19 protein-coding genes, 1 tRNA gene and 1 riboswitch are annotated in these 23,351 nt (G+C 68.8%); of the genes, 10 read left to right on the top strand and 10 right to left on the bottom strand.

Translation table 11 applies throughout. From position 1 onward, the window contains the following. Positions 1-16: 16 nt before the first annotated feature. The gene (locus ABIE19_RS09200) at positions 17-1,018 is read right to left on the bottom strand and encodes an NADPH:quinone oxidoreductase family protein (protein ID WP_354088867.1); all 1,002 of its coding nucleotides are present in this window, start codon (positions 1,016-1,018) and stop codon (positions 17-19) included. A 110-nt stretch (positions 1,019-1,128) separates the two neighbouring features. On the opposite strand from ABIE19_RS09200, the gene ABIE19_RS09205 reads away from it, so the two are divergent. Together ABIE19_RS09205 and ABIE19_RS09210 are read left to right on the top strand one after the other, a co-directional pair. Further along, positions 1,129-2,010: an isoaspartyl peptidase/L-asparaginase family protein gene (locus ABIE19_RS09205; protein ID WP_354088868.1), complete on the top strand. Its 882-nt coding sequence runs from the start codon at positions 1,129-1,131 to the stop codon at positions 2,008-2,010. A 108-nt stretch (positions 2,011-2,118) separates the two neighbouring features. Beyond that, positions 2,119-4,977: a M16 family metallopeptidase gene (locus ABIE19_RS09210; protein WP_354088869.1), complete on the top strand. Its 2,859-nt coding sequence runs from the start codon at positions 2,119-2,121 to the stop codon at positions 4,975-4,977. Positions 4,978-5,018: 41 nt separating this feature from the next. Here the strand turns inward: ABIE19_RS09210 and ABIE19_RS09215 are convergent, their stop codons facing one another. From ABIE19_RS09215 to gcrA, 3 genes are all read right to left on the bottom strand, one after another. Beyond that, positions 5,019-5,846 carry a S1 family peptidase gene (locus tag ABIE19_RS09215; RefSeq protein WP_354088870.1) on the bottom strand — a complete coding sequence of 276 codons (828 nt, stop codon included), beginning with the start codon at positions 5,844-5,846 and terminating at the stop codon, positions 5,019-5,021. Between the two features lie 10 nt (positions 5,847-5,856). Next, positions 5,857-6,300 (bottom strand): DUF350 domain-containing protein, encoded by a 444-nt coding sequence (locus ABIE19_RS09220; RefSeq protein ID WP_354088871.1) that lies wholly within the window; start codon positions 6,298-6,300, stop codon positions 5,857-5,859. A gap of 372 nt (positions 6,301-6,672) precedes the next feature. Further along, on the bottom strand, positions 6,673-7,212 hold the full coding sequence (gene gcrA, locus ABIE19_RS09225) for a cell cycle sigma 70 cofactor GcrA (RefSeq protein ID WP_354088873.1): 540 nt from the start codon (positions 7,210-7,212) through the stop codon (positions 6,673-6,675). A gap of 233 nt (positions 7,213-7,445) precedes the next feature. Between gcrA and ABIE19_RS09230 the strand changes: the two genes are divergently transcribed. The 4 genes from ABIE19_RS09230 to argF all read left to right on the top strand — a co-directional run bounded on the left by ABIE19_RS09230 (position 7,446) and on the right by argF (position 11,655). Then, a complete protein-coding gene (locus ABIE19_RS09230; protein WP_354088874.1) occupies positions 7,446-8,282 on the top strand; it encodes an ABC transporter permease in 837 nt (278 codons plus the stop codon). 56 nt (positions 8,283-8,338) lie between these two features. Beyond that, positions 8,339-9,253: a M28 family metallopeptidase gene (locus ABIE19_RS09235; protein ID WP_354088875.1), complete on the top strand. Its 915-nt coding sequence runs from the start codon at positions 8,339-8,341 to the stop codon at positions 9,251-9,253. A 155-nt stretch (positions 9,254-9,408) separates the two neighbouring features. Next, positions 9,409-10,584 (top strand): aspartate aminotransferase family protein, encoded by a 1,176-nt coding sequence (locus ABIE19_RS09240; RefSeq protein ID WP_354089234.1) that lies wholly within the window; start codon positions 9,409-9,411, stop codon positions 10,582-10,584. 153 nt (positions 10,585-10,737) lie between these two features. After that, positions 10,738-11,655 carry an ornithine carbamoyltransferase gene (argF, locus tag ABIE19_RS09245; RefSeq protein WP_354088876.1) on the top strand — a complete coding sequence of 306 codons (918 nt, stop codon included), beginning with the start codon at positions 10,738-10,740 and terminating at the stop codon, positions 11,653-11,655. Between the two features lie 21 nt (positions 11,656-11,676). Here argF and ABIE19_RS09250 read toward each other — a convergent pair whose 3' ends face one another. Further along, entirely contained in the window at positions 11,677-11,889 is a 213-nt protein-coding gene (locus ABIE19_RS09250; protein WP_354088877.1) for a hypothetical protein, read from the bottom strand. Positions 11,890-12,112: 223 nt separating this feature from the next. On the opposite strand from ABIE19_RS09250, the gene ABIE19_RS09255 reads away from it, so the two are divergent. The 3 genes from ABIE19_RS09255 (at position 12,113) to ABIE19_RS09265 (ending at position 16,907) form a co-directional block, all read left to right on the top strand. Continuing rightward, positions 12,113-15,019 carry a hypothetical protein gene (locus ABIE19_RS09255; RefSeq protein ID WP_354088878.1) on the top strand — a complete coding sequence of 969 codons (2,907 nt, stop codon included), beginning with the start codon at positions 12,113-12,115 and terminating at the stop codon, positions 15,017-15,019. A gap of 113 nt (positions 15,020-15,132) precedes the next feature. Then, positions 15,133-16,056: a sulfite exporter TauE/SafE family protein gene (locus ABIE19_RS09260; RefSeq protein ID WP_354088879.1), complete on the top strand. Its 924-nt coding sequence runs from the start codon at positions 15,133-15,135 to the stop codon at positions 16,054-16,056. Continuing rightward, positions 16,053-16,907, top strand: coding sequence for a TIGR02186 family protein (locus ABIE19_RS09265; RefSeq protein ID WP_354088880.1), 855 nt, complete (start codon positions 16,053-16,055; stop codon positions 16,905-16,907). Before ABIE19_RS09260 ends, ABIE19_RS09265 begins: the two co-directional genes overlap by 4 nt. Positions 16,908-17,034: 127 nt before the next feature. Here ABIE19_RS09265 and ABIE19_RS09270 read toward each other — a convergent pair whose 3' ends face one another. From ABIE19_RS09270 to ABIE19_RS09280, 3 genes are all read right to left on the bottom strand, one after another. Continuing rightward, a complete protein-coding gene (locus ABIE19_RS09270; RefSeq protein WP_354088881.1) occupies positions 17,035-19,227 on the bottom strand; it encodes a 3-hydroxyacyl-CoA dehydrogenase NAD-binding domain-containing protein in 2,193 nt (730 codons plus the stop codon). A gap of 17 nt (positions 19,228-19,244) precedes the next feature. Next, entirely contained in the window at positions 19,245-20,450 is a 1,206-nt protein-coding gene (locus tag ABIE19_RS09275; protein ID WP_354088882.1) for an acetyl-CoA C-acetyltransferase, read from the bottom strand. 279 nt (positions 20,451-20,729) lie between these two features. Next, complete coding sequence (locus tag ABIE19_RS09280) at positions 20,730-21,956, bottom strand: PQQ-dependent sugar dehydrogenase (protein WP_354088883.1); 1,227 nt, start codon at positions 21,954-21,956, stop codon at positions 20,730-20,732. 197 nt (positions 21,957-22,153) lie between these two features. Here ABIE19_RS09280 and ABIE19_RS09285 point away from each other — a divergent pair. Continuing rightward, positions 22,154-22,230, top strand: a tRNA-Met gene (locus tag ABIE19_RS09285). A gap of 25 nt (positions 22,231-22,255) precedes the next feature. On the opposite strand, the gene ABIE19_RS09290 is transcribed toward ABIE19_RS09285, so the two are convergent. Both ABIE19_RS09290 and ABIE19_RS09295 read right to left on the bottom strand, forming a co-directional pair. Further along, a complete protein-coding gene (locus ABIE19_RS09290) occupies positions 22,256-22,483 on the bottom strand; it encodes a hypothetical protein (protein WP_354088884.1) in 228 nt (75 codons plus the stop codon). Between the two features lie 81 nt (positions 22,484-22,564). Next, entirely contained in the window at positions 22,565-23,152 is a 588-nt protein-coding gene (locus ABIE19_RS09295) for a manganese efflux pump MntP (RefSeq protein WP_354088885.1), read from the bottom strand. 4 nt (positions 23,153-23,156) lie between these two features. Continuing rightward, a riboswitch (yybP-ykoY riboswitch) is annotated at positions 23,157-23,342 on the bottom strand. Positions 23,343-23,351: the final 9 nt, after the last annotated feature.

Here is a 23,351-nt window from a genome sequence, read left to right on the forward strand (position 1 = left end):
CGGCCCGGCCCCGCGCCTATCCCTCGGTCGTCACCACGATCTTGCCCATGGCCTGGCGATCGCCCAGGGCCTTGATCGCCTCATGGGCGTCTTCCAGCGGATAGGTCCGGCTGACGCGCGGCTTGATCTTGCCGTCGGCCCACAGCTGCATCAGCTCGGCCATGTTGGCCGCGTGCCCCTTGGGGTCACGCGCGACGGCCGCCCCCCAGAAGACCCCGATCACCGACACCGACTTCAACAAAGTCAGGTTCAGCGGCAGGGACGGGATGCCCGCCGGGAAACCGATCACCAGATAGCGGCCGTTCCAGTCCATGGCGCGCAGGGCCGGCTCGGCGTAGTCGCCGCCGACCCCGTCGAACACCACGTCGGCGCCGTCGCGGCCGGTGGCCAGCTTCAGCTCGCCCGACAGGGCCTTCTGCGCCGCCTTGTCCATCGGACCGGACGGATAGATCAGGCCGTTGTCGGCCCCCAGCTCCAGGGCGAACTCCACCTTGTCGTTGGTCGAGGCTGCGGCGACCACGCGCGCGCCCATGGCCTTGCCCAATTCGACGGCGGCGGCGCCGACGCCGCCCGCGGCGCCCAGCACCAACAGGGTCTCGCCCGGCTGCAGGTTGGCCCGATCCTTCAGGGCGTAGTAGGCCGTGCCGTAGGTCAGGACCAGGGCGGCCGCCGTCTCGAAATCCATGCCGTCGGGGACGGGGATCAGGCTGTCGGCCGGGACCGCCAGACGTTCGACCAGACCGCCCCAGCCCGGCACGGCGATGACGCGGTCGCCCCGGAACACGCCCTTGACGCCCTCGCCCACCGCATCGACCACGCCCGCCACCTCGCCGCCCGGCGAGAAGGGCCGTTCGGGCTTGAACTGGTACTTGTCCTCGATGATCAGGGTGTCGGGGTAGTTGATCCCCACGGCCTTGACCTCGATCACCACCTCGCCCGGCTTGGGCGTGGGATCCATGACCTCCTCGACAACCAGGGCTTCAGGGCCGCCGACGGCCTTGGACAGGACTGCGCGCATATGGGTTCTTTTCTCTAATCCCCCGTCGGGCCATGGCGCCGACACGATTGCGACGCTAATCAGCGCGCGGCCCGATTCATAGAGGCCGAACCGACTTTCAGGAGATCCTCATGGCGGCGACGGCCCTCATCCTCCACGGCGGCGCCGGCGCCCGGCGCGAGCGCAACTACGACGCCGAGGTCGTGCACATGCGCGAAGTGGTCGAGGCGATGAAGGCGCGGCTGGACGCCGGCGCCTCGGCCGTGGACGTGGCCGTCGAGGCCGTGGTCATGCTGGAGGACTCCGGCCTCTATGTCGCCGGTCGCGGAGCCTCGCCCAACCTGGCCGGCGCCTATGAACTGGACGCCATTCTCATGGACGGCGCAAGCGGCAAGGCCGGCGCCGTCGCCGCCCTGCAGGGCTTCCGCAACCCGGTCGTCGCCGCCCGCGCCGTGATGGACCGCACTCCCCACGTCATGCTGGCCGGCGAAGGCGCCGCCCTGTTCGCCCATGACCAGGGCCTGGAAGCCATCGGCGACGAGGAGGCCTGGTTCACCCGCGCCGGTCAGGGCGAGGACAATCATCCGCCCGGCGTCCTGGGCCACGGCACCGTCGGCTGCTGCGTGCTGGACAGTCAGGGCCGTCTGGCCGCCGCCACCTCGACGGCGGGCGTCTTCGGCAAGATGCCGGGCCGCGTCGGCGACACCCCCATTCCCGCCGCCGGCACCTGGGCCGACGAGCACGCCGCCGTCTCCTGCACCGGCCAGGGCGAATACTTCATCCGCGTCGCCGCCGCCGCCCGCACCGCCTTCGGCGTGGCCGCCGGTCAGTCGCTGGCCGAGGCGTCGCAGGCGACCATCGACCGTATCGGCGGCCTGGGCGGCGACGGCGGCCTGATCGCGCTCGACCGCGCGGGCCGTATCTCTCACCCCTTCAACAGCCAGGGCATGAAACGCGCCTGGCTGACCACGGACGGTGAGATCGGCGTCGAGGTGTTCGGCCGCCAGGGCTGAACGCCTCGTTTCATTACAGCACCGTAAGGTGCGCGGCGGCTTTGGACGCTGATAGGGTTCGGTCGACCTGCCCCCGGCGCGGCCGGCGGGCGACCGGAACCTGACGCCATGAAGACCCGCCTGATCCTGACCGCCTGCGCCTCGGCCCTGTTGCTGGGCCTGCCCGCCGCCGCTTCCGCCGAGGGCGCGCCGCCCGCCGCGACCGCCGCTGCTGCACAGGGCGGGGTCGTCGTGCCGCCGCTGGGCTTCCACAAGCGCGTCCTGGCCAACGGCATGGAGGTCTACACCGCCCGCGACGCCTCGACCTCGAACGTCACGGTCCAGGTCTGGTATCGCGTCGGTTCGAAGGACGATCCGGCAGGCCGTTCAGGCTTCGCCCACCTGTTCGAACACCTGCTGTTCAAGTCGACGAAGAACATGCCGTCCGAGACCTTCGACCGTCTGACCGAGGACGTCGGCGGCATGAACAACGCCTTCACCGCCGACGACGTCACCGCCTATTACGAAGTGGTCCCCGCCAACCACCTGCAGCGCATCCTCTTCGCCGAGGCCGACCGCATGGGCTCGCTGGTGGTGGATCAGAAGACCTTCGAATCCGAGCGCGACGTGGTGAAGGAGGAATACCGTCAGCGGATCCTGGCCAGCCCCTACGGCCGTCTATTCGGCCTGTTCACGCCCGAGACCATCTATCAGGATCACCCCTATCGCCGTCCGGGCATCGGTTCGATCGAGGAGCTGAACGCCTCGACCCTGGACGACGTGCTGCGTTTCCACGCCACCTACTACCGGCCCGACAACGCCATGCTGATCGTGGCCGGCAACTTCGACCAGGCCCAGTTGGACGCCTGGGTGGACGAATACTTCGCCCCGCTGAAGCGACCGGCGACGCCCATGCCGGTCAACGACGTGAAGGAGCCGGAACCGACGGGCCCGCGCACCGCCACCTATTACGCGCCCAACGTGCCCTTGCCCGCCGTGGCCCTGGCCTGGAACACCGTGGCCTACAAGGACGCCGACCGCGCCGCCCTGTCCGTGCTGGACGGCGTGCTGTCGACCGGCGAATCCAGCCGCCTCTATCGCTCGCTGGTCTATGACAAGCAGATCGCCTCGACCATCGGCTCCAGCCCCGACTTCGCCCAGCAGGCCGGCAACCTGACCGCCTACGCCATCATGGCCGACGGCCAGTCGGTCGAAGCCGGCAAGACCGCGCTCGAGGCCGAAATCGCCCGTCTGCGCGACGCCCCGATCACCGCCGCCGAACTGAGCGAAGCCAAGAACGAGCTGGTCGCCAACGCCTTGCGCGGCCGCGAAAGCATCGACGACCGCGCCACCACTCTGGGCATGGCCTTGATCATGACCGGGGACGCAACCGCCGCCGACCGCGAGATCGCCGAGATCCAGGCCGTCACCGCCGCCGACGTGCAGCGCGTGGCCCGTCGCTATCTGACGCCGCAGCGCCAGATCACCATCAACTACCTGCCCGCCGACGAGGCCCATCCGGCCAGCGTGCAGAAGATGAACGTGGACGCCCCCGTCACCGTGGCCGAACTGGCCCCCGCCGGTCCGGTCGCCGTCCTGCTGCCGGAAGCCGAGCGCGCCCGCCTGCCCCAGCCGGGCGCAGAAGTCGCCCCGGCCACCCCCGCCGTCGCCGACTTCCGCCTGGCCAACGGCATGCGGGTTCTGGTCGCCCCGACCCAGGGCCTGCCCCTGGTCTCGGCGCGTCTGAACTTCAACGCCGGCTCGGCCAATGACCCGGCGGGCAAGCCGGGCGTGGCCTCCATGACCGCCGGCCTTTTGACTCAGGGCACGACCACCAAGTCGGCCCCCGAGATCGCCACCGCCATCGAACAGTTGGGCGCCAACATCGGTGCGGGCTCGGGTTCCGACTTCACCAATGTCTACGCCAATGCGCCCAAGGACGTGTTCGGCCGCTCGCTGGCGCTGATGGCCGATCTGGTGCGCAACCCGGCCTTCGCCGCCGAGGAGTTGGAACGCCAGCAGTCGCAGACGCTTGACGGCCTGCGCGTGGCCCTCAGCCAGCCCGGCTCCGTCGCCGCCCAGTCGGTCGGCCGCGTCATCTACGGCGACGCCCCCTACGGCGCGCCCGGAAGCGGCACCCTGACCAGCGTCCCGGCCATCACCCGCGACGACGTGGCCGCCTTCCACGCCGCCCGCTATCGCCCGTCGCAGGCCACGATCGTCTTCTCGGGCGCCGTAACCCCCGCCGAGGCCCGCGAGTTGGCGCAGCAGGCCTTCGGCGACTGGCGCGACCCGGCGACCGCTGCTCCGGTTCCCGTCGCCAAGGCCGGTCAGACCCTGCCGCCGCGCATCGTCGTCATCGACCAGCCGGGCGCGGGCCAGGCCGCCGTCGTCGCCGCCATCCGCGGGATCAAGCGGACCGACGCCGACTACTTCCCGTTGACCCTGGGCAACACCCTGCTGGGCGGCGGCTTCTCCTCGCGTCTGAACCAGGAAATCCGCATCAAGCGCGGCCTGTCCTACGGCGCCCGCTCCTCGGTCGGCGCCCAGCAGGACGTCGGCGTCTTCACCGCCTCGACCCAGACCAAGAACGAGACGGCGACCGAGGTGGCCGACCTGATCCTGGCCGAGGTCGGCAGGCTGGGAACCAGCCCCGCGACCGAAGCCGAACTGGCCCCGCGTCGCGCGACGCTGATCGGCGGTTTCGGTCGTTCGCTGGAGACGGTGGACGGTCTGGGCGGCCTGGTGGCCAACCTAGCCCTCTACGACCTGCCGATGAGCGACCTGGCCGACTACGCCGGCCGCGTGCGCTCGGTCACGCCGCAACAGGTCGAGGCCGCCTTCGCCGAACACCTGCCGACCGACCGGGCCAGCCTGGTCATCGTCGGCGACGCGTCCAAGTTCATCGACTCCCTGCGGACCAAGTACCCGACCGTCGAGGTCATCCCCCTGACTGACCTGGACCTGAACAGCGCCTCGCTGAAGTAAGCCGCCCTTCTCCCCCGTCGCCTTGCGACGGGGGAGGTTTTCTAGGTCGTCAGGCAGACCACCTGGGCCACGCGCAGGTCACGGCGCAGACGGTCGGCGACCTTGCCGTAGTTGTCGGTGGTCACGGCCTCGCCGCGCGCCTTTTCGTGACGGTCGCGTTCGCCCCGGATGGCGGGCACGAAGGTGTCCGGCGCCGTGGTGTAGATCAGGCCCCGGCGCGGCGATTCCGCTATGGTCACGCCCAGAACCTGCCCCTTGCGATCCAGGACGGGCGCGCCGGACAGGCCCGCCAAGGTTCCCTTCAGCCCCTTGGTGCGGCCGGCTTCGGCCCAGGCCAGGACCGGCTCGTCCCGCTCGCCGCGCCCTCGGATTTTCAGCGTCTCGCGACCCAGCAGGCGCGACGCCACCTCGCCAGGCGCGCCTTGAGGGAAGCCCGGGTGATAGGCGCGCTGGCCCTTGCGCAAGGGCTCGTCCGTCACGACCGGCAGGGCCGGCGGCCCGCCCTCGGTCAACAGGAGGGCCACGTCGGCGCGCGAGGCCAGACGCACGTCGGCCGCCAGGGCGCGTCCGCCGCCGATCACCAGGGCCGGACGGCGGCACCCCTCGACCACATGCCGCGCCGTGACCCACCGACCGTCGGCCGCGATGGAAAAGGCCGTACCCGACGAGGGCTGGAAGGGCGTGTCCGGCGCGATCACCGTGACGGAGGGGTCGAAAGGCGTCACCGGCCCCAGCAAGGGCCCGTGCGCCTCGTCGTCGGCGGGGATCTTGGGCGCGTCCGCCTTTTCCCGTCGGCCGAGAGACACGATCAGCAAGGCCCCGATCACGGCGGCGTAGATGGTCCAGTCCGGCAGATGGGGAAAGCGCATCGCGAGGCGCTCAGCCCGTCAGGGCGGCGGCCAGGATCAGGGCCGTGGCCAGCTTGGCGCCCGCCAGGACGACGGCGGCCGAGACCTCGTTCTTCTCGATCCGCTGCGGCAGGCCGGTCAGCAGCATGTCGACGACGCGGAAGGCGAAGAGCTGAATCACCACCGTCGCCACGCCCCAGATGGCGATGTCGCGGATGGAGGTCGAAACCGAGAGGGAGACGGCCAGGGGAATCGCCAGCCCGACCAGAACCCCGGCGAAGGCCACGGCGGCGGCCGAGTTCCCTTCACGGATCAACCCCACCTCGCGCCACGGCGTCAGCAGGGCGTAGACCGTCGCGCCCATGGCCAGCAGGCCGAAGGTCACCAGAAGGTGCAGGATCAGGACAGGAAAGCCGGTGGCGAAGGCCTGGACCTCAGGACTCGACAGGACGCTGGGCAACGACGACGAGTCCATGGTGCGCGAGCCTGCAGCCTCCAGCGAAAGGGGAACGAAAGCAAAACAGCCTTGCCCGATCGGATGCGACCTCCGCTAGAGCAGCCGGGCCACACCTTGTCAGAAAAACGGCGGCGCCAAGCTACTTTCGGTTGTTGAGGCAGGCGAACGTTCGTTCGCGACGGCCAAGAAAAAACCCTCGCCGAGGGACGAGGGCGAAAGGGGCTGCGTCAACCCGGATGAACCGCAGCCCCCGCCTTGATCCCGTCCGGCGAACCGGACGGGAGAAGCTCAGGTCGCTCTAGCACTCAAGTCGCGAGCAACCGCGTTGTGAGCATAGGCGCGCAAAGAGCTGCTCAGGCAACGAGCCCTCGCGCGGCCAGCGATAGCGCCCTAGATATAGCGACGCAGGCTGCGGGCCAGCTCGCTGGCGCCGTCCTTGGCGCCCTTGCGGACCTGGGGCTGGTAGGCGACGCGGGCGTGCTCGACGCAGTAGACGCCTTCCGAAGCACGGCGGCCGCAGAAGCTGAACTCGCGCGACGACGGGTCGCCGATCGGCCATTTGCACATATGGGCGCCCAGGGTCATCACCGTGGCCGTGCCGGGCAGTTCCGGCGCGGGGGCGGGGGTCGGAGTCTGGGGCGCCGGCATCGCCGGACGCGGAGCCACGGCTTCGATGCGGCGCGGCGCCGAAGGGGCCTGCGGGGGGGTGGCCGGCGCGGCCGGACGCGGCCGGGCCGCAGCGCGGAAGGTGGTGCGGGCGGGTTGCGACGGGGCGGCCCGGCCCGACAGGCCCAGGCGGTGCACCTTGCCGATCACGGCGTTGCGCGTCACGCCGCCGCCCAGGGCCTTGGCGATCTGGCTCGCGGACTGGCCTTCCAGCCAGAGTTTCTTCAACGCGCCGACGCGGTCTTCAGTCCAGCCTGCGGTCATGGCGACCCTCCCGGGGAAGTCGGATTCAATATCTTGGGTCTTGTCGGATTTTCTTCGGCTCGACCCGCTACTAATCGTAAAGCAGGCCTTAAAACGCGCAAGATGTAGCAATTCGGCTGTCCACAGAAACCAGATGTAGTGTGGTTAATGTCCCGTTTTGACTCAGGTTTCGGAGCGGCCGGATAACGTCGGGCGCCTTGCGAAACCAGCTTTGCGGGCGCATCTGGGCGGCCATGACGACCGATCTCGCCCCCGCCCGCCCCGCAGAACACCCTTCCGGCCTGCCCCAGCCGCGTCGCTATGACGGGATCAACTGGGTGGGCCTGCGCACCCTCTATCTGCGCGAGGTGCGTCGTTTCTGGAAGGTGGGCGCGCAGACGATCGCGGCGCCGGTGGTGACGACCCTGCTCTACATGCTGGTCTTCGTGGTCGCGCTGAAGGGCGCCCGCCCGCCGTTGCACGGCACGCCCTTCGCCGAGTTCGTGGCGCCGGGCCTGATCATGATGGCCATCCTGCAGAACGCCTTCGCCAACGCCTCGTCCAGCCTGATCCAGGCCAAGATCATGGGCACGGCCACCGACTTCCTGACCCCGCCGCTCAGCCCGCTGGAACTGACGATCGGCTTCACCCTGGGCGCCGCGACGCGCGGCGTCGTGGTCGGCCTGGTGACGGCCCTGTGCGTCCTGCCCTTCGCCAAGCTGGGCCTGGCCAATGTCTTCCTGATCCTCTGGTTCGGCCTGATCGCCTCGCTGCTGATGGGCATGCTCGGCGTTCTGGCGGGTCTTTGGTCCGAGAAGTTCGACCACCTGTCGGCGGTGCAGAACTTCGTGGTCATGCCGATGACCTTCCTGTCGGGGACCTTCTATCTGGTCGACAACCTGCCCGAGCCCTTCGCCAGCATCAGCCGCTTCAACCCCTTCTTCTACCTGATCGACGGCTTCCGGGCCGGCTTCATCGGTCATGCCGAGGGCTCGCTGGCCGTCGGCATGATCATGAGCGCCGTCCTGACCCTGCTCATGGGCGTCGCCTGCTGGCTGATCTTCCGTTCAGGCTGGCGCCTGAAGAGCTAAGCCTCTAGGCAGGACGGATGATCGGCCCTGGGGAGGGTCGAAGGGGAGATATCTTCATGCTGATCCGCGTCCTTGCCGCATCCGTCGCCCTGCTGGCCGCGACCTCCGCCGCGGCGCTGGAAACGACGCCCGGCGCGCGCATCGAGGCGACGGCGCGCAGCTTCGTCCAACCCTCGAACGCCGCGCGCCTGGACTCCGTCAAGGCGGCCCTGACGGCGGCGGGCCTGCCGTTCACGACCCAGGCCTTCGAAGGCGGCAACGAGCGGATAGGTCCGCTGCCCGGAACCAATGTCGTCGTGACCCTGGGCGCAGGCGAGAAGGACATCGTCCTGACCGCCCACTATGACGCCGTGAAGCTGCGCGACGGATCCATGTCCCAGGGGATCGTCGACAACGCCGGTTCGGTCCTGGCCATGATCGAGGCGGCTTCGGCCCTGAAGGAAGGGCTTCACGCCCAACCGACGTCCCACCGCTTCATCTTCGTCTTCACCGACCAGGAAGAACTGGGCCTGATCGGCGCCCGCAAATGGCTGGAAGGCCATGACAAGGCGCGCATCGAGGCCGTCGTCAACGCCGACGTCGCCGCCTATGGCGAGACGGTCATGTACGGCGAGAACGTCGGCGATCAGTCGGCCTTCGTCCTGCGCGCCCTGCGGCTGCAATGCGCCGAGCGCGGCGTGGATTGCGTCGCCTTCCCCGTCTATCCGCCTAGCGACGACAGGGTCTTCTCGGCCGCCGGCGTCCCCGTGGTGTCGCTGGGAACCCAGGATGCGATCGGCGCCCACCAGATGTGGCTGGCCTTCAACGGCGGTAAGGAAAACGGCCTGGCCGAAGGCTTCGTCCCGCCGGTCTTCCAGCGCATCCACACGGCCGAGGACCGGATCGAGCGTCTGAACGGCGCCGATGTCGCCCGCTTCGGCCTGTTCGTCGCCGACCTGGCCCTGCGCGTCAGCCGCGAGGCCGACCGATAGGGCGAACGGCGCAGCACGGTCCGGCGCTTTCCGGGCGGTGTTGACTAAGCGTCCGTAGCGCCCGACAAGACCAGCGCCCTTTTTCAATGCGGTCCCGCAGCCAAGGCTTCGGGACCGTCCGCTTTTATGGAGTCTGCCCAGTGTCCGGTCATCTGATGGGTGTCTACAATCGCGCGCCGCTGGAGGTGGATCGCGGCCAGGGCGTCCGACTGTGGGCCAAGGACGGCACGGAGTATCTGGACTGCGTCTCGGGCATCTCCACCAACGCCCTGGGCCACGCCAACCCGAAGCTGGCCGAGGCCCTGAAGGCCCAGGCCGACAAGCTGTGGCACGTCTCCAACATCTTCAAGATTCCCGGTCAGGACGAACTGGCTGACGCCCTGTGCGCCAAGTCCTTCGCGGAAGTGGTCTTCTTCGCCAACTCGGGCACCGAGGCCGTGGAATGCGCCCTGAAGACGGCGCGCAAGTATCACCACGCCAACGGTCAGCCGGAACGCATCGACATCTACGGCTTCGACGGCTCCTTCCACGGCCGCACCTACGGCGGCATCAACGCGGCCGCCAACCCCAGCTACACCGAAGGCTTCGGCCCGCCGATGCAGGGCTTCCATCAGTTGAAGTGGGGCGACAAGGAAGCCCTGAAGGCCGCCTTCGAGAACCCGACCACGGCCGCCGTCATCCTGGAGCCGGTCCAGGGCGAGGGCGGCTGCCGCGCCACCTCGGAAGAGGACCTGCGCTGGATGCGTGAAACGGCCGACGCCAACGGCGTCCTCATCATCTTCGACGAGGTCCAGTGCGGCATGGGTCGGACCGGCAAGCTGTGGGCCCACGAATGGGCCGGCATGGCGCCGGACATCATGGCGGTGGCCAAGGCCCTGGGCGGCGGCTTCCCCATCGGCGCCTGCCTGGCCACGGCCGAGGCGGCCAAGGGCATGACCGTCGGCGCCCACGGCTCGACCTTCGGCGGCAACCCCCTGGCCATGGCGGTCGGCAAGGCGGCCTTCGACGAGATCTCGTCGGATGCGGTCATCGCCAACGTCAACGAGATCGCCGGCTATCTGAAGCAGCAGTTGCACGGCCTGCAGGAGCGCTTCCCCGACGTGATCGTCGAGGTGCGCGGCAAGGGCCTGCTGTTGGGCCTGAAGCTGGTCCCCAACAACCGTGAGTTCATGGGCTGGGCCCGCGACGAGGCGAAGCTGCTGGTCGCCGGCGGCGGCGACAACCTGGTGCGCATCCTGCCCCCGCTGAACATCACCCTGGACGAGGCCCGCGAGGCCGTCGAACGGGTCGAAAAGGCCTGCGAGTTCGCCCGGACGAAACTGGCGGCCTAAGTGCTTTCCCCCTCCCCGCTTGGGGAGGGGCCTGGCCCTCATCGGGGCGAGGTCGGGTGGGGACGCTGTTCCTTCATTCCAGGTTCCCAGAGGCCGCCCCACCCGGTCCCTGCGGGACCACCCCCTCCTGAGCGGGGAGGGAGAGGCTCTGTCATGGTCCGTCACTTCCTCGACATTCATCGGCTGGACGCCGCCGACCTGCGCGCCATCCTGGACGACGCCCACGCCCGCAAACAGGCCCGCAAGGGCTGGCCCCAGGGGCGCGCCGACGCCGACGCGCCGGGCAAGGACCGCGTCCTGGCCATGATCTTCGAGAAGAACTCGACGCGCACCCGTTTCAGCTTCGACGCCGCCATCCGCCAACTGGGCGGCGCCTCCATCATCGCCACCGCCTCGGACATGCAGTTGGGTCGGGGCGAACCGGTCGAGGATACGGCCAAGGTCCTGTCGCGCATGGTCGACGCCGTGATGATCCGCGCCAACGACCATGAGGACGTCGAACGCTTCGCCCGCGTCGCGACCGTGCCCGTGGTCAACGGCCTGACGGATCGCAGCCACCCCTGTCAGATCCTGGCCGACCTGCTGACGATCGAGGAACACCTGGGCCCGGTCGAGGGCAAGACCATCGCCTGGGTCGGCGACGGCAACAACGTCTGCCACAGCTTCATGCACGCCGCGCCCAAGTTCGGCTTCCGCCTGAACGTGGCCTGCCCGGCTGAATATCATCCGGACCTGCGCGACCTGGAGAAGGGCGGCGCCTATGTCCACCTGACCTCCGACCCGCGTGAAGCCGTTCAGGGCGCCGACGTGGTCGTCACCGACACCTGGGTCTCCATGGGGGATCAGGACTACGAGGCCCGCCTGGCCGCCTTCGAGCCCTATACCGTCGACGAAGCCCTGATGGCCGAGGCGAACGAGGACGCGGTCTTCCTGCACTGCCTGCCCGCCCACCGCGGCGAGGAGGTGACGGACGCCGTCATCGACGGTCCCCAGTCCCTGATCTGGGACGAGGCCGAGAACCGCATCCATGCCCAGAAGGCGGTGCTGGCCTGGTGCTTCGGCGGAGCCTAATTCCGCCGAAGCGACCCAAGCCTAGTAGGACGTCGGATAGGTCCGCCCGCCGAGCGTCGAGGCGAGGTGGATCAGCAACAGGAAGGCGAGCGCCGCCGCGACCAGCATGATGAAGCGCCAGGGCGCCATGCGGGGCCCCTTCGACAGGTCCGGCGGTCGCGCGCCGCGCCAGCCGGAAAAGACGGCGACGGCCACGGAGACGGCCAGCAGGGTCAGGGTCAGCGACAGGTCCATGGCGATGGCAGGTGGCGTGGCGCGCGCCGTCGCGCAAGCCGTTTGAGGCCTCAAAGGCGAAGCTTTACGCCTCGTTAACCATGTCGGCGCGACAGAAGCCCTCAAATCCAACCTGTTGCCGAGATGATTCAGTCGCCGAGGCGCCAGATGTTGCGGTTAACAGCACGTTTACACGCTTGATCTGGAGCGTTAGCGTTTCGATTCTAGGTCAGGAGGCGAATCAGTGAGCGCAGCAGCGCCTTGGAGCGTTAAGGGGATTGATCCCAAGGCGCGCGAAATCGCCAAGGACCTTGCGCGTCGCTCCGGCATGACGCTGGGCGAATGGCTGAATTCGATGATCATGGACGAGCCGGACGAGGACGAGGGCGTCACGCCCCTGCCCCGCCGTTCGCCCATTCCCGACCCCTATGATCGCCGCAGCCGTTCGCGTCGCCTGGACGACGCCTATGACGGCTATGCTTCGCATGAAGGCCTGGGCCGCATCGGCGCCTCGCTGGAGGCCATCGCCGAACGTCTGGAAGCCTCCGAACGCCGCTCCACCGTGGCGATCCAGGGCATCGACCAAGCCGTGGCCGGTCTGGTGCGTCGTCTGGATGGACAGGATCGCGTGGGCGCCGGCTACGCCAAGCGCATCGACGACATCGCCGAGGAACTGCGCGAGGGCCATCGCCGCCTACGCCGCTTCGAGGCCGAGGTCGCGCCCAAGGCCGAAGAAGGCGTGGACAGGCTGAACGACGCCGTGGGCGCCGTGTCCAGCCGCCTGTTCGATCTGGACGAACGCCAACGCAACACTATCGGCGAACTGCGCGAGCGGATGACGGCGGTGGAAAAGGCCGCCGGCCCCGGACCGGGAACCGACCTTCTGGGTCAGGTCGGCCATCGTCTGGATGAGGCCCAGACACGGACCTCCGAGGCGCTGAAGGGACTGGAACGCTCCTTCGCCGCGCTTGATCTTCGCCTGCGCGACGCCGAGAGCCGGATCGAACCCGAGCATGCGCGCGAAGCCGCCCGCTTTGAAAAGCTGGCCGAGACCCTGACCCGTCAGGTCGAGACCAGCCGCCACGAGATGATGCGCCGCCTCGACGCGGCCGAGACCGAAAGCCGTGTCGATCGCATCGAGCGCGCCCTGGCCGGCATCGGCGATCAGGCGCGCGCCTCCGAGCAGCGCTCGGCCGCGGCGGTCGAAGCCATGGGCCGCGAAGTCCTGCGCATCGCTCAGAACCTGAACACCCGCGTCGAAACCGTCGAACAGGGCGGCGTCGGCTCTGAAGGGATCGAAGCTCGGATCGACGCCCTCGGCCGCGATCTGGACGAGAAGCTCGACCGCGAGATGCAGCGCCACGCCCAGGCGGTGGAACAGCGCATCACCCGGTCCGACGACCAGCACGCCCTGGCTCTGGAACGTCTGGGCGGCGAGATCACCCGCATCTCGGATCGTCTGAGCGAACGCATCGCCCAGTCGGAACGCCGCTCGGCCCAGGCTCTGGACGACATCGGTCGCCGCCTGTCGGAAAGCTCCGACCGGTTCGAACAACGCTACGACCGCGCTTCGGGCGAGCTGGGCGAGCGCATGCGCCAGAGCGAGGAGCGCACGGCGCGCCTGCTGGCCGAGGCCCGCGAGAATATCGAGCAGCGCTCGGCCGCGCGGCCGTCGCGACGCGACGTGCCTCTGGAAAGCCCAGAGCCCGCGCCCTGGAGCCCGTCCGAGAGCGCCGGCGACGACTGGCGCGCCACGGCCTTCGCCGAACCGGCCGCGGCCTGGTCCGACGATCCCTTGTCCGGCGTCCTGGACGCGGCCCCCTTCCCTTCGCCGCAGGCTTCCGAACCTGAGCCGGTCTTCAACGATCCTCTGGACGCCGAACTGAACGTCTTCGCTGAAGCTGAGGCGCCGACGCTCAAGACGGAAGAGGCCGCGCCTGCCGGCCTGTTCGGCGCCACTCCTGAACGCGCCCGTTTCGGCGCCGTTTCGACCCATCTGCCGGACGACGGCTTCGGGGACGTCTTTGCGCCAACGGCCGCGCCGCCCCCGGTCAACGTTGAACCCGCCATGTCGGCGGGCGACTTCGGCGGTGCCGACGTCAGCGATGTCCTGGGCGCCTCCGACGGCGCGATCGGCGCCCTGCCGCCTCTGGTGGATGCGCCGGAAGGCGACGACGGCTTCCTGGCCGACAGCGACTTCATCGATCCGCGCGCCCTGCAAGCCGAAGCGACTGACGGTCGCGCATCGACGCGCGGCGCGTTGGAGGCGGCCCGCGCCGCCATGACCCAGGCCGAAGAACCCCCTGCTCGTCAGGGGTTCGGTCTGAAGCTGAAACGCGGCGGCAAGTCCAAGCTGCAGGAACGTCTGGACAAACAGGCGACGCGCGGCGGCTCGACCGTGGGCAAGGCCTTGGGCGCCTCGGCAGTCGCGGCCCTGGTCATGGGCGGCGGCTACGCCTCCCTGCAGTTGGCCGAGGGATCGGGTCTGGAGCTTCCCGGCGTCGCGGCCCTGACCGGCGCCCCGCAGGCGCCCAGGACGGCCACGCCGCCGATCGCCGCCGTAGCTTTGAACGCGACGCCGACCGAGGCGACGCCGTCTCCCGACGCGGCGGCGACCGAGGGCGCGATCCTGTTCGCCCGCGCGGTGCAGTTGATCGACAATGGCGACGACAGCGGTCTGGCGTCCCTGAAGCGGGCCGCCGAGCTGGGCTATGGTCCGGCGCAGATGCGTCTGGCGGGCCTGTACCAGGAAGGCGGAGCGGGCCTGACGGCCGATCCGGTCGAGTCGCGCAACTGGGCGCGCCGTGCGGCCGAGGGCGGCGACGCCCGCGCCATGCAATTCTACGCCATGCAGTTGTACGAAGGCGAAGGCGGCGCCAAGAACCGGCCCGAGGCCCTGTCCTGGTTCAAGAAGTCGGCCCAGGCCGGGCGCGTCGACAGCCAGTACAATGTCGCCAAGATCTACGAAAAGGGCGACGAAGGCGTGGCGCCGAACGCCGCCGAAGCCTTCAAGTGGTACATGATCGCGGCCCGTCGCGGCGACCAGCAGGCGCTGGCCGCCGTGCAGCGCCTGACTCCGGTCACCTCGGCCGAGACGCGTCGCCAGGCGCGTGCGGCGGCCGACGCCTTCACCGCCCCTCCCGCCGCCTGATCGGCGTCTGCTGGGGGTGGCGGTTCGGCGCGGCCGTCGCTAAGACCGGAAGTCGAAACCTAGTCGCCTGACCGGCGCTGTTCTGCGTTCCCTTCCAGCCGAAGGCGCGTGCCGTGGATATTTACCTGCCGATCGCCGAGGTTTCGGTGAACTGGCCGCTCCTAGTGTTGCTGGGCGCGACGGTCGGCTTCGTCTCGGGCCTGTTCGGCATCGGCGGCGGGTTCCTGATGGCCCCGGTCCTGGTCTTCATGGGCATTCCCCCGACGGTCGCCGTGGCCAGCCAGGCCAGCCACGTCGTCGCTTCCTCGACCTCGGGCGTCATCCGCTATTCGGGCATGAAGGCGGTCGATTACCGCATCGGCGGCATCATGGCCCTGGGCGGCGCGCTCGGCGCGCTCGCGGGCGTCGAACTGTTCCGCTACCTGCGTCTGCTGGGACAGGCGGATCTGGTGGTGGCCCTGTCCTACCTGATCTTCCTCGGCTCCATCGGCTGCATGATGCTGTACGAGAGCCTGACCCAGATCCTGCATCGAATCCGGGGCGAGACGCCGCCGCGCAAGGAGCGGCGCCGCCCCATGTGGCTGTACGGCCTGCCCTTCCGCATGCGCTTCCCGCGCTCCGGCCTCTACATCAGCGCCATTCCGCCCTTCGGCCTGGGGGTGTTCGCCGGGATATTGTCGGCCATCATGGGGGTGGGCGGCGGCTTCATCCTGGTGCCGGCCATGCTTTATGTGCTGCGGATGCGGGCCAATGTCGTGGTCGGCACCAGCCTGTTCCAGATCATCATCACCACGGCCATCACCACCATCCTGCAGGCTGGACGAAACCAGACGGTGGACATCGTCCTGTCGACCATCCTCCTGCTGGGCGGAGTGGTCGGCGCCCAGTACGGCGCCAAGCTGTCGGGCCGTTTCCGCGCCGAGGAAATGCGGGCGGCCCTGGGGCTGATCGTCCTGCTGGTCGGCATCCAGATGGGGCTGGAGCTCTTCGTGAGGCCCAGCGACCTCTTCCTCCTGGCGCCGGGGACGGGCGGATGATGATCCAAGCTCTTCCGCCCGATCCGCCTCCCGTCGTCGTTCAGGCCCCGGCTTCCACGGCCGCGACGGGATCGGTCGAGGTTCACACCGGCGACCGATCCGTGGCGACCCAGGAAGAGGTGCGGGTGGCCGCCGCCCTGACCGACGCCCAGGTCAAGGTCGACTCCGGTTTTCGCGGCGCCTCCATCGTCCTCTACGGGGCTGTGTTCAATCCGACCACGACTCCTGCCGACGTGGTGGTCGTAGTGCGCGGCCCGGACGCCCCTGTCCGCCTGGTCAAGAAGACGCGCAACATGGGCGTCTGGTTGAACAGCCGCCCGGTCCTCTTCGAGGGCGCCCCCGGTTTCTACATGACCGCCTCGACCCGGCCGTTGAGCGACATCGCCGACTTCGGCCAGCTTCGCCGCCTGGGCGTCGGCGTCGATCACCTGAGGATCGACGCGCCGCAGGAAAGTCGCACCGTCACGCGTTACGGCGTGCGCGACGTGGTCGTCAGCCGCCTGGGCGAGAACTACCTGGACTGGCGCCGGGCCGTGATCCGTCTGAAGGAGGCGGCCGCCCTCTACAACACCGATCCGCGCGGCGTGCAGTTCGTGGACAAGGGTCTGTTCCGCGCCGAGGTCGAACTGCCGACCGTCGCGCCTACCGGCAAGTATTACGCCGAGGTCTGGCTGTTCCAGGACGGGGCGCCGGTTTCCGTCTCCAACCTGACCCTGACCGTCGAGAAGGTGGGGCTGGAGCGCGACATCTATGAGTTCGCCCATCGGCGGCCGTGGAGCTACGGCGTCCTGTGCGTCATCCTGGCGGCCTGCACCGGCTACGCCGCCTCGCGGGTGTTCAGAAGTCGCTAGCGTCGCTATCGCTCGCCGGACGGCGGCTCGCCGCTTGAGCGACTTATCTCCGCTCATCGAGGGGGGAGCACCAAAAAAGGGCGGCCCGCGAAGGCCGCCCTTTCCCGTTTCAGTCTGCGCCTGAGGCTCAGGCCGCCTTCTTCTCCGGCGCGAAGCGGCCGTAGAAGGTTTCGTTCTTCTCGGCCATGTCGCGCAGCAGTTGCGGGACCTTGAAGCGATCGCCGTACTTGGCGGTCAGTTCGTCGGCCTTGGCCACGAAGGCCTTCAGGCCGGTCTGGTCGATGAAGGTGATGGGGCCGCCGGTCCAGGGCGCGAAGCCCCAGCCCAGGATGGCGCCCAGGTCGCCCTCGCGCGGGTCGTCGATGACGCCCTCTTCCCAGCAACGGGCCACTTCCACCGCCTGGCGATACAGCAGGCGCGTCTTCAGCTCGTCGACGGCGGCCAGAGCCTCGGGCCCCTCGCCGAATTCGGCGCCCTTGGTGGTCGGGGCCAGTTCAGCCAGGCCCGGCCAGATGACCTTGGGCTTCTGGTCGTAGTCGTAGAAGCCCTTGCCGTTCTTGCGGCCGTAGCGGCCCTGCTCGACCATGGTGGCGACGATCTGCTCGCCCTCGGTCGGGACATACTTGTCGCCCAGATCCTCGCGGGTCTGCTTGGCGATCTTGTACGACAAGTCCAGGGCCACGTCGTCGTGCATCTCCAGCGGGCCGCGCGGCATGCCGGTCATGCGGCCGACGTTGTCGATCAGCACGGGCGAATAGCCCTCTTCCAGCATGGCCATGCCTTCCATCAGGAAGGTGGAGAAGCAGCGCGAGGTGTAGAAGCCGCGGCTGTCGTTGACCACGATCGGCGTCTTCTTGATCTTCAGGACATAGTCCAGCGCCTTGGCCAAGGCCTCGTCGCCGGTCTTCTCGCCCATGATGATCTCGACCAGCATCATCTTGTCGACGGGCGAGAAGAAGTGGATGCCGATGAAGTCTTCCGGACGCACGCTGGCCTCGGCCAGGCCGGTGATCGGCAGGGTCGAGGTGTTGGAGCCGAAGACAGCGCCCTTGGCCAACTGAGCCTCGGCGTTCTTCGTCACCGCAGCCTTGATCTCGCGGTTCTCGAACACGGCCTCGATCACCAGGTCGGAACCCTTGATCAGATCATAGTCCGTGGTGGCCGTGATCAGGCCCAGGACGGCGTCGGCCTTGTCCTGGGTCATGTGGCCGCGCGAGACGCGCTTCTGGATCAGGTCGACGGCGTACTGCTTGCCCTTGTCGGCGGCTTCCTGCGACTGGTCGATCAGGATGGTCTCGATGCCGGCCATGGCCTGAACATAGGCGATGCCCGCGCCCATCATGCCGGCGCCGATGACGGTGACCTTCTTCGGGTCCGACTTGGGCACGCCCGCCGGACGCACGGCGCCCTTGTCCAGTTCCTGCTTGGACAGGAAGAGGCTGCGGATCATGGCCTGGGCCTGCGGCGTCATCAGGGTCTTGATGAAGTAGCGCGTCTCGATGCGCAGGCCGGCCTCGATCGGCACCTGCACGCCTTCATAGACGGCCTTCATCATGTTCAGGACGGCCGGATAGTTGCCGTAGGACTGCTTGCGCAGGATGGCGTTGCCCATGATGAAGACCTGGGCGCCCGCCGGGTGATAGGGGCCGCCGCCGGGGATCTTGAAGCCCTTGTCGTCCCACGGCTGGACCGCCTTGCCGCCGTTCTTGATCCAGGCCTTGGCGGCCTCGACCGACTGGCCCTTCTCGACCACCTCGTGCACCACGCCGGCGCCCTTGGCGTCGTTCGGGCGCCAGGACTTGCCCTCGGCCATCTGCATCAGGGCGTTCTGCACCCCGATCAGGCGCGTCAGGCGCTGGGTGCCGCCGCCGCCGGGGAAGAGGCCGACCTTGATCTCGGGCAGGCCCAGCTGGATCTTCGGGTCGTTCTCGACGACGCGATAGTGGCAGGCCAGGGTGAACTCCAGGCCGCCGCCGAGCGCCAGGCCGTTGATGGCCGCGGCCACCGGCTTGCCCGAGGTCTCCAGCGCGCGGAACGCGCCGTTCAGGGCCCAGCCCGTATCGAAGGCCTTCTGCAGGTCGCCGCCGCCCGCCAGCATGCCCGAGGCCATGTCGCCCAGGTCCGCGCCGGCGCAGAAGCCGGAAGGCTTGCCCGAGGTGATGACCACGCCCTTGATGGCGTCGTCCGACTTGATCTTTTCGACCAGGGTCGGGATTTCGGCGATGACCGAACCGGTCAGGGTGTTCATCGAACGGCCCGGCACGTCGAAGGTGACCAGGGCGACGCCGTCGGCGTCGATGTCGATCTTGAAGTTTTCCATAGTCCGTCGCTCCCGGATCAGACGCGTTCGATGACGGTGGCGGTGCCCATGCCGCCGCCGATGCAGAGGGTGGCCAGGGCCGTCGACTTGCCCGAGCGTTCCAGCTCGTCCAGCACGGTGCCCAGGATCATGGCGCCCGTGGCACCCAGGGGGTGACCCATGGCGATGGCGCCGCCGCAGACGTTGATCTTGTCGTGCGGGATGTCGAGCGCCTGCATGTAGCGCAGAACCACGGCCGCAAAGGCCTCGTTCAGTTCATACAGGTCGATGTCGCCCGGCTCCATGCCCAGCTTGGCCAGCAGCTTGCGGGTGACGGGCTCGGGGCCGGTCAGCATGATCGACGGTTCGGAGCCGATCGAGGCGCCGCCCAGGATGCGGGCGCGGGGCTTCAGGCCCAGGGCCTCGCCCATTTCCTTGGTGCCGATCAGGACGCCCGCAGCGCCGTCGACGATGCCCGAGGAGTTGCCAGGAGTGTGGACGTGACGCACGGCCGCGACCTCGGGGTAGCGCTGGTTGATCACGGCGTCGAAGCCCATGCCGCCCATCATCTCGAACGAGGCGTTCAGGCCGGCCAGGGTCTGCATGTCAGTGTTGGGGCGGACGGTCTCGTCGCGATCCAGTTGCACCAGGCCGAGCTGGTTCTTGGTCGGCACGACCGACTTGTTGAAGCGGCCTTCGGCCCAGGACCTGGCGGCGCGCTTGTGGCTTTCGACCGCATAGGCGTCCACGTCGTCGCGGGTGAAGCCGTATTTGGTGGCGATCATGTCGGCCGAGACGCCCTGCGGCACGAAATAGGTCGGGAAGGCCGAGGAGGGGTCGGTCGGCCAGGCGCCGCCGTCGGACCCCATGGGCACGCGGCTCATGGCCTCGACGCCGCCGCCGATGGCCATGCCGGCTTCGCCGGACTTCACCTTGGCGGCCGCCACGTTCACGGCTTCCAGGCCCGAGGCGCAGAAGCGGTTGAGCTGGAAGCCGGCGGTGCGCTGATCATAGCCGGCGGCCAGGACGGCGGTGCGGGCGATGTCCGAGCCCTGCTCCCCGACCGGCGAAACCACGCCCAGGATGACGTCGTCGACCTTGCCCGTATCCAGACCGTTGCGGTCGCGCAGGGCTTCCAGGACCTGACCGGCCAGGCTCAGGGCCGTGATCTCGTGCAGGCTGCCGTCCTTCTTGCCCTTGCCGCGCGGGGTGCGCACGGCGTCGTAGATGTAGGCGTCGGCCATGAGGCGTCTCTCTTTGTTGTGTCCCTATCGTTCGCTGCGCGACAGCGAACGGCTTGGGGGACGGGTTTCTAGTGTCCCCATGCTCGGCGCGCGGCGCCTCGCGACTTGGGGGACGGGGTGTCGTCTCGGTTGGGAGGCGGTGGGCGGACGGGTCCGATCATCGCGTCTGGAAAGAAAACTCGGAAGCGTAGAAAGCCGACGTTTACGTCAACGTCAAGTAACAAGCCGCGTGAGGGCGCCGACGGGCGGGAAATCGTCTTCCCGCCCGTCCTTCAGCCCCTATTTCTTCGACAGGCGGACCAGCTTGCCGTCTTCTTCGTCGGTGACGACCCAGACGGCGCCGTCGGCGGCGACGGCCACGTCGCGGATACGGGCGTTCAGGTCGGTCAGCAGGCGCTCCTCGCCCACGACGCGTTGATCCTGCAGCGCCAGGCGCGCCAACTGCTTGCCGCCCAGGCCGGCGATCAGCAGGTTTCCGCGCCACCCGGGGAACATGGCGCCCTCGTAGAAGGTCATGCCGCCCGGCGCGATCACCGGATCCCAGTAGTAGACCGGCTGCTCGGTCCCTTCCCTGGCCGTCACGACGTCGGGAATGGCCTGGCCGTTGTATTCGATGCCGTAGGCGACTCCGGGCCAGCCGTAGTTAGCGCCCGGCTTCTCCAGGTTCAGTTCGTCGCCGCCGCGCGTACCGTGCTCGATGGTCCAGACGGCGCCCGTGCCGGGCTGGACGGCGACGCCCTGCGGATTGCGATGACCCAGGGACCAGATCTGCGGCAGGGCGCCCTCGCGACCGACGAAGGGATTATCCGACGGAACCGTTCCGTCAGCATTGATGCGGATGGTCTTGCCGTGGTGCGAGGCCAGGCTCTGGGCGCTCGGCCGCATCGGCTTGTCGGAGCGCTCTCCGATCGTGATGTAGAGCTTGCCGTCCGGTCCGAAGGCCAGGGAGGAGCCGAAATGCTTGTCCCCGTCATAGGTGTCCTGGACCTGGAAGACGACCTGGACGTTCTCGACGCGGCCCATGTCGCTCGACAGCCGCCCGCGCGCCACGGCCGTGCCGTTGCCCCCGTCGCGAGGCTGCGCATAGGACCAGTAGATCAGCCGGTCCTGGGCGAAGTTCGGGCTGAGGATGACGTCCAGCAGGCCGCCCTGGCCGCGCGCCGCGACCTCCGGCAGGCCGGCGATGGGCGCGCCGATCTGGCCCGAGGTGCCGATCACCCGCATCCGCCCCGGTTTCTCCGTCACCAGCCAGCGGCCGTCGGGCAAGGCGGCCAGCCCCCAAGGATGGACCAGGCCGGAGGCGACGACCGCATGTTCAAGACCGACTTCCGTGCGAAGTCCCGGCGCGCGGGTCTGCCCTTCGAAGGCGGGCCTCTGGTCCGGATTGTTCGGCGGACGGGTCTCGACCGGCGCCCCAGGCGCGGCGGGCGCGTCCTGGCCGTTGGCGCCGCAGGCGGCGGCGAGGACCAGAAGCGAGGCGGAGGCGGCGAGGATGATGGGTTTCATGGCGCGTTCCTGAACAGCGTCGGAGCCTGAGGCCAGAATAGGGGGATCGCCCCCGTCTTCGCGAGCCGAATCCGGCCGCGACCAATCGTCCCGCGCGATTTAGACGTCGAACCGGCTTGAACCCGGCGTAAGGCGGCGATATACGCACGCCTCTCGCGCACCCGGTCGCCCACGGCGGCCTTGCGGGTCCCGTATGGGGTTGGGTAGCTCAGATGGTTAGAGCGGTGGATTCATAACCCACAGGTCGGCGGTTCGATCCCGCCTCCAACCACCAACGGACATCTCCGAAAATCCGTCGATCAGTTCTGGTTCAGCCGCGAAGCGCCGCCGGCGATCTTGCAGACATATTCGGTCTGCGGGCGCCCTGTCTGGGCGCCGGTCGGGGACAGGATGCCGCCGCGAGCGACGCAGTCGGCGTCCAATTGATCCATTTCCTGCTGATAGGTCGGCAACGGCTTGCCGCTTCCCGCACAGGCGCCCAAGGCCAGGGGAGTGACGAGGGCGGCGGCGAGGATCAAGACGCGCATGTGACGGACTCCTTTACAGCCGAGGGCAGAACGGCTTGCGTTCGGACACGTTCCGTCAAGCCATTCCTCGAGGCAAGAGCGTCAGAAGGCCAGCACGCCCAGGTGTTCCAGCAGAATCTTCAGGCCCAGACCGATCAGAGCCACGCCGCCGATCAGTTCCACGACCTTGCCCAGCCGCGCGCCGGCCGCCTTGCCGATCAGCAGGCCCAGGGTGGCCAGGGCGAAGGTGGTGAAGCCGATGCAGGCGGCGATCAGCCAGATATTGGCGCCGAGCAAGGCCAGGCCCACGCCCACCGCGCCCGCATCGATCGAGGTGCCGACGGCGGTGGCGACCAGGGCCAGCAGGCCGCGCGAGGCGGCCTTGCCGCCCACAGCTTCGGCCTCGACCTCTTCTTCACGCTTCAACGCCTCCCAGATCATCTTGGCGCCGACCGCGCCCAAGAGGCCGAAGGCGATCCAGTGATCCACGGCCTCCACGAAGCCGGCGGCGGCGACGCCCAGGGCGAAGCCGATCAGGGGCGTGATCGCCTCGATCACGCCGAACACCAGGCCCGAACGCAGGGCTTGCGCCAGACTGGGTCGATGCTGGGCGCCGCGACCGATGGCGGCGGCGAAGGCGTCGGCGGACATGCTGACGGACAAAACGGCGATAGCGACGGGGGACATCATGGGGAAACACACTCGGCCGGACGCATGACAGCACGCTCCACGCGCGGGCCGGCCCCGCAGGTGCAGCATGCTGGTCTCGCTAGGCGGAGATGATCCGCTGATCGCGCCATGCTCCAGGACGGAGCAAGTGTGTTGACGCGATCCCGGCTGGGATATGCCGGAAGCTACTCCCCAACGGCCGTCCCTCTATCGCCTCGCT

The organism is Brevundimonas faecalis, assembly GCF_040549405.1.
Taxonomy (GTDB): Bacteria; Pseudomonadota; Alphaproteobacteria; order Caulobacterales; family Caulobacteraceae; genus Brevundimonas; species Brevundimonas faecalis.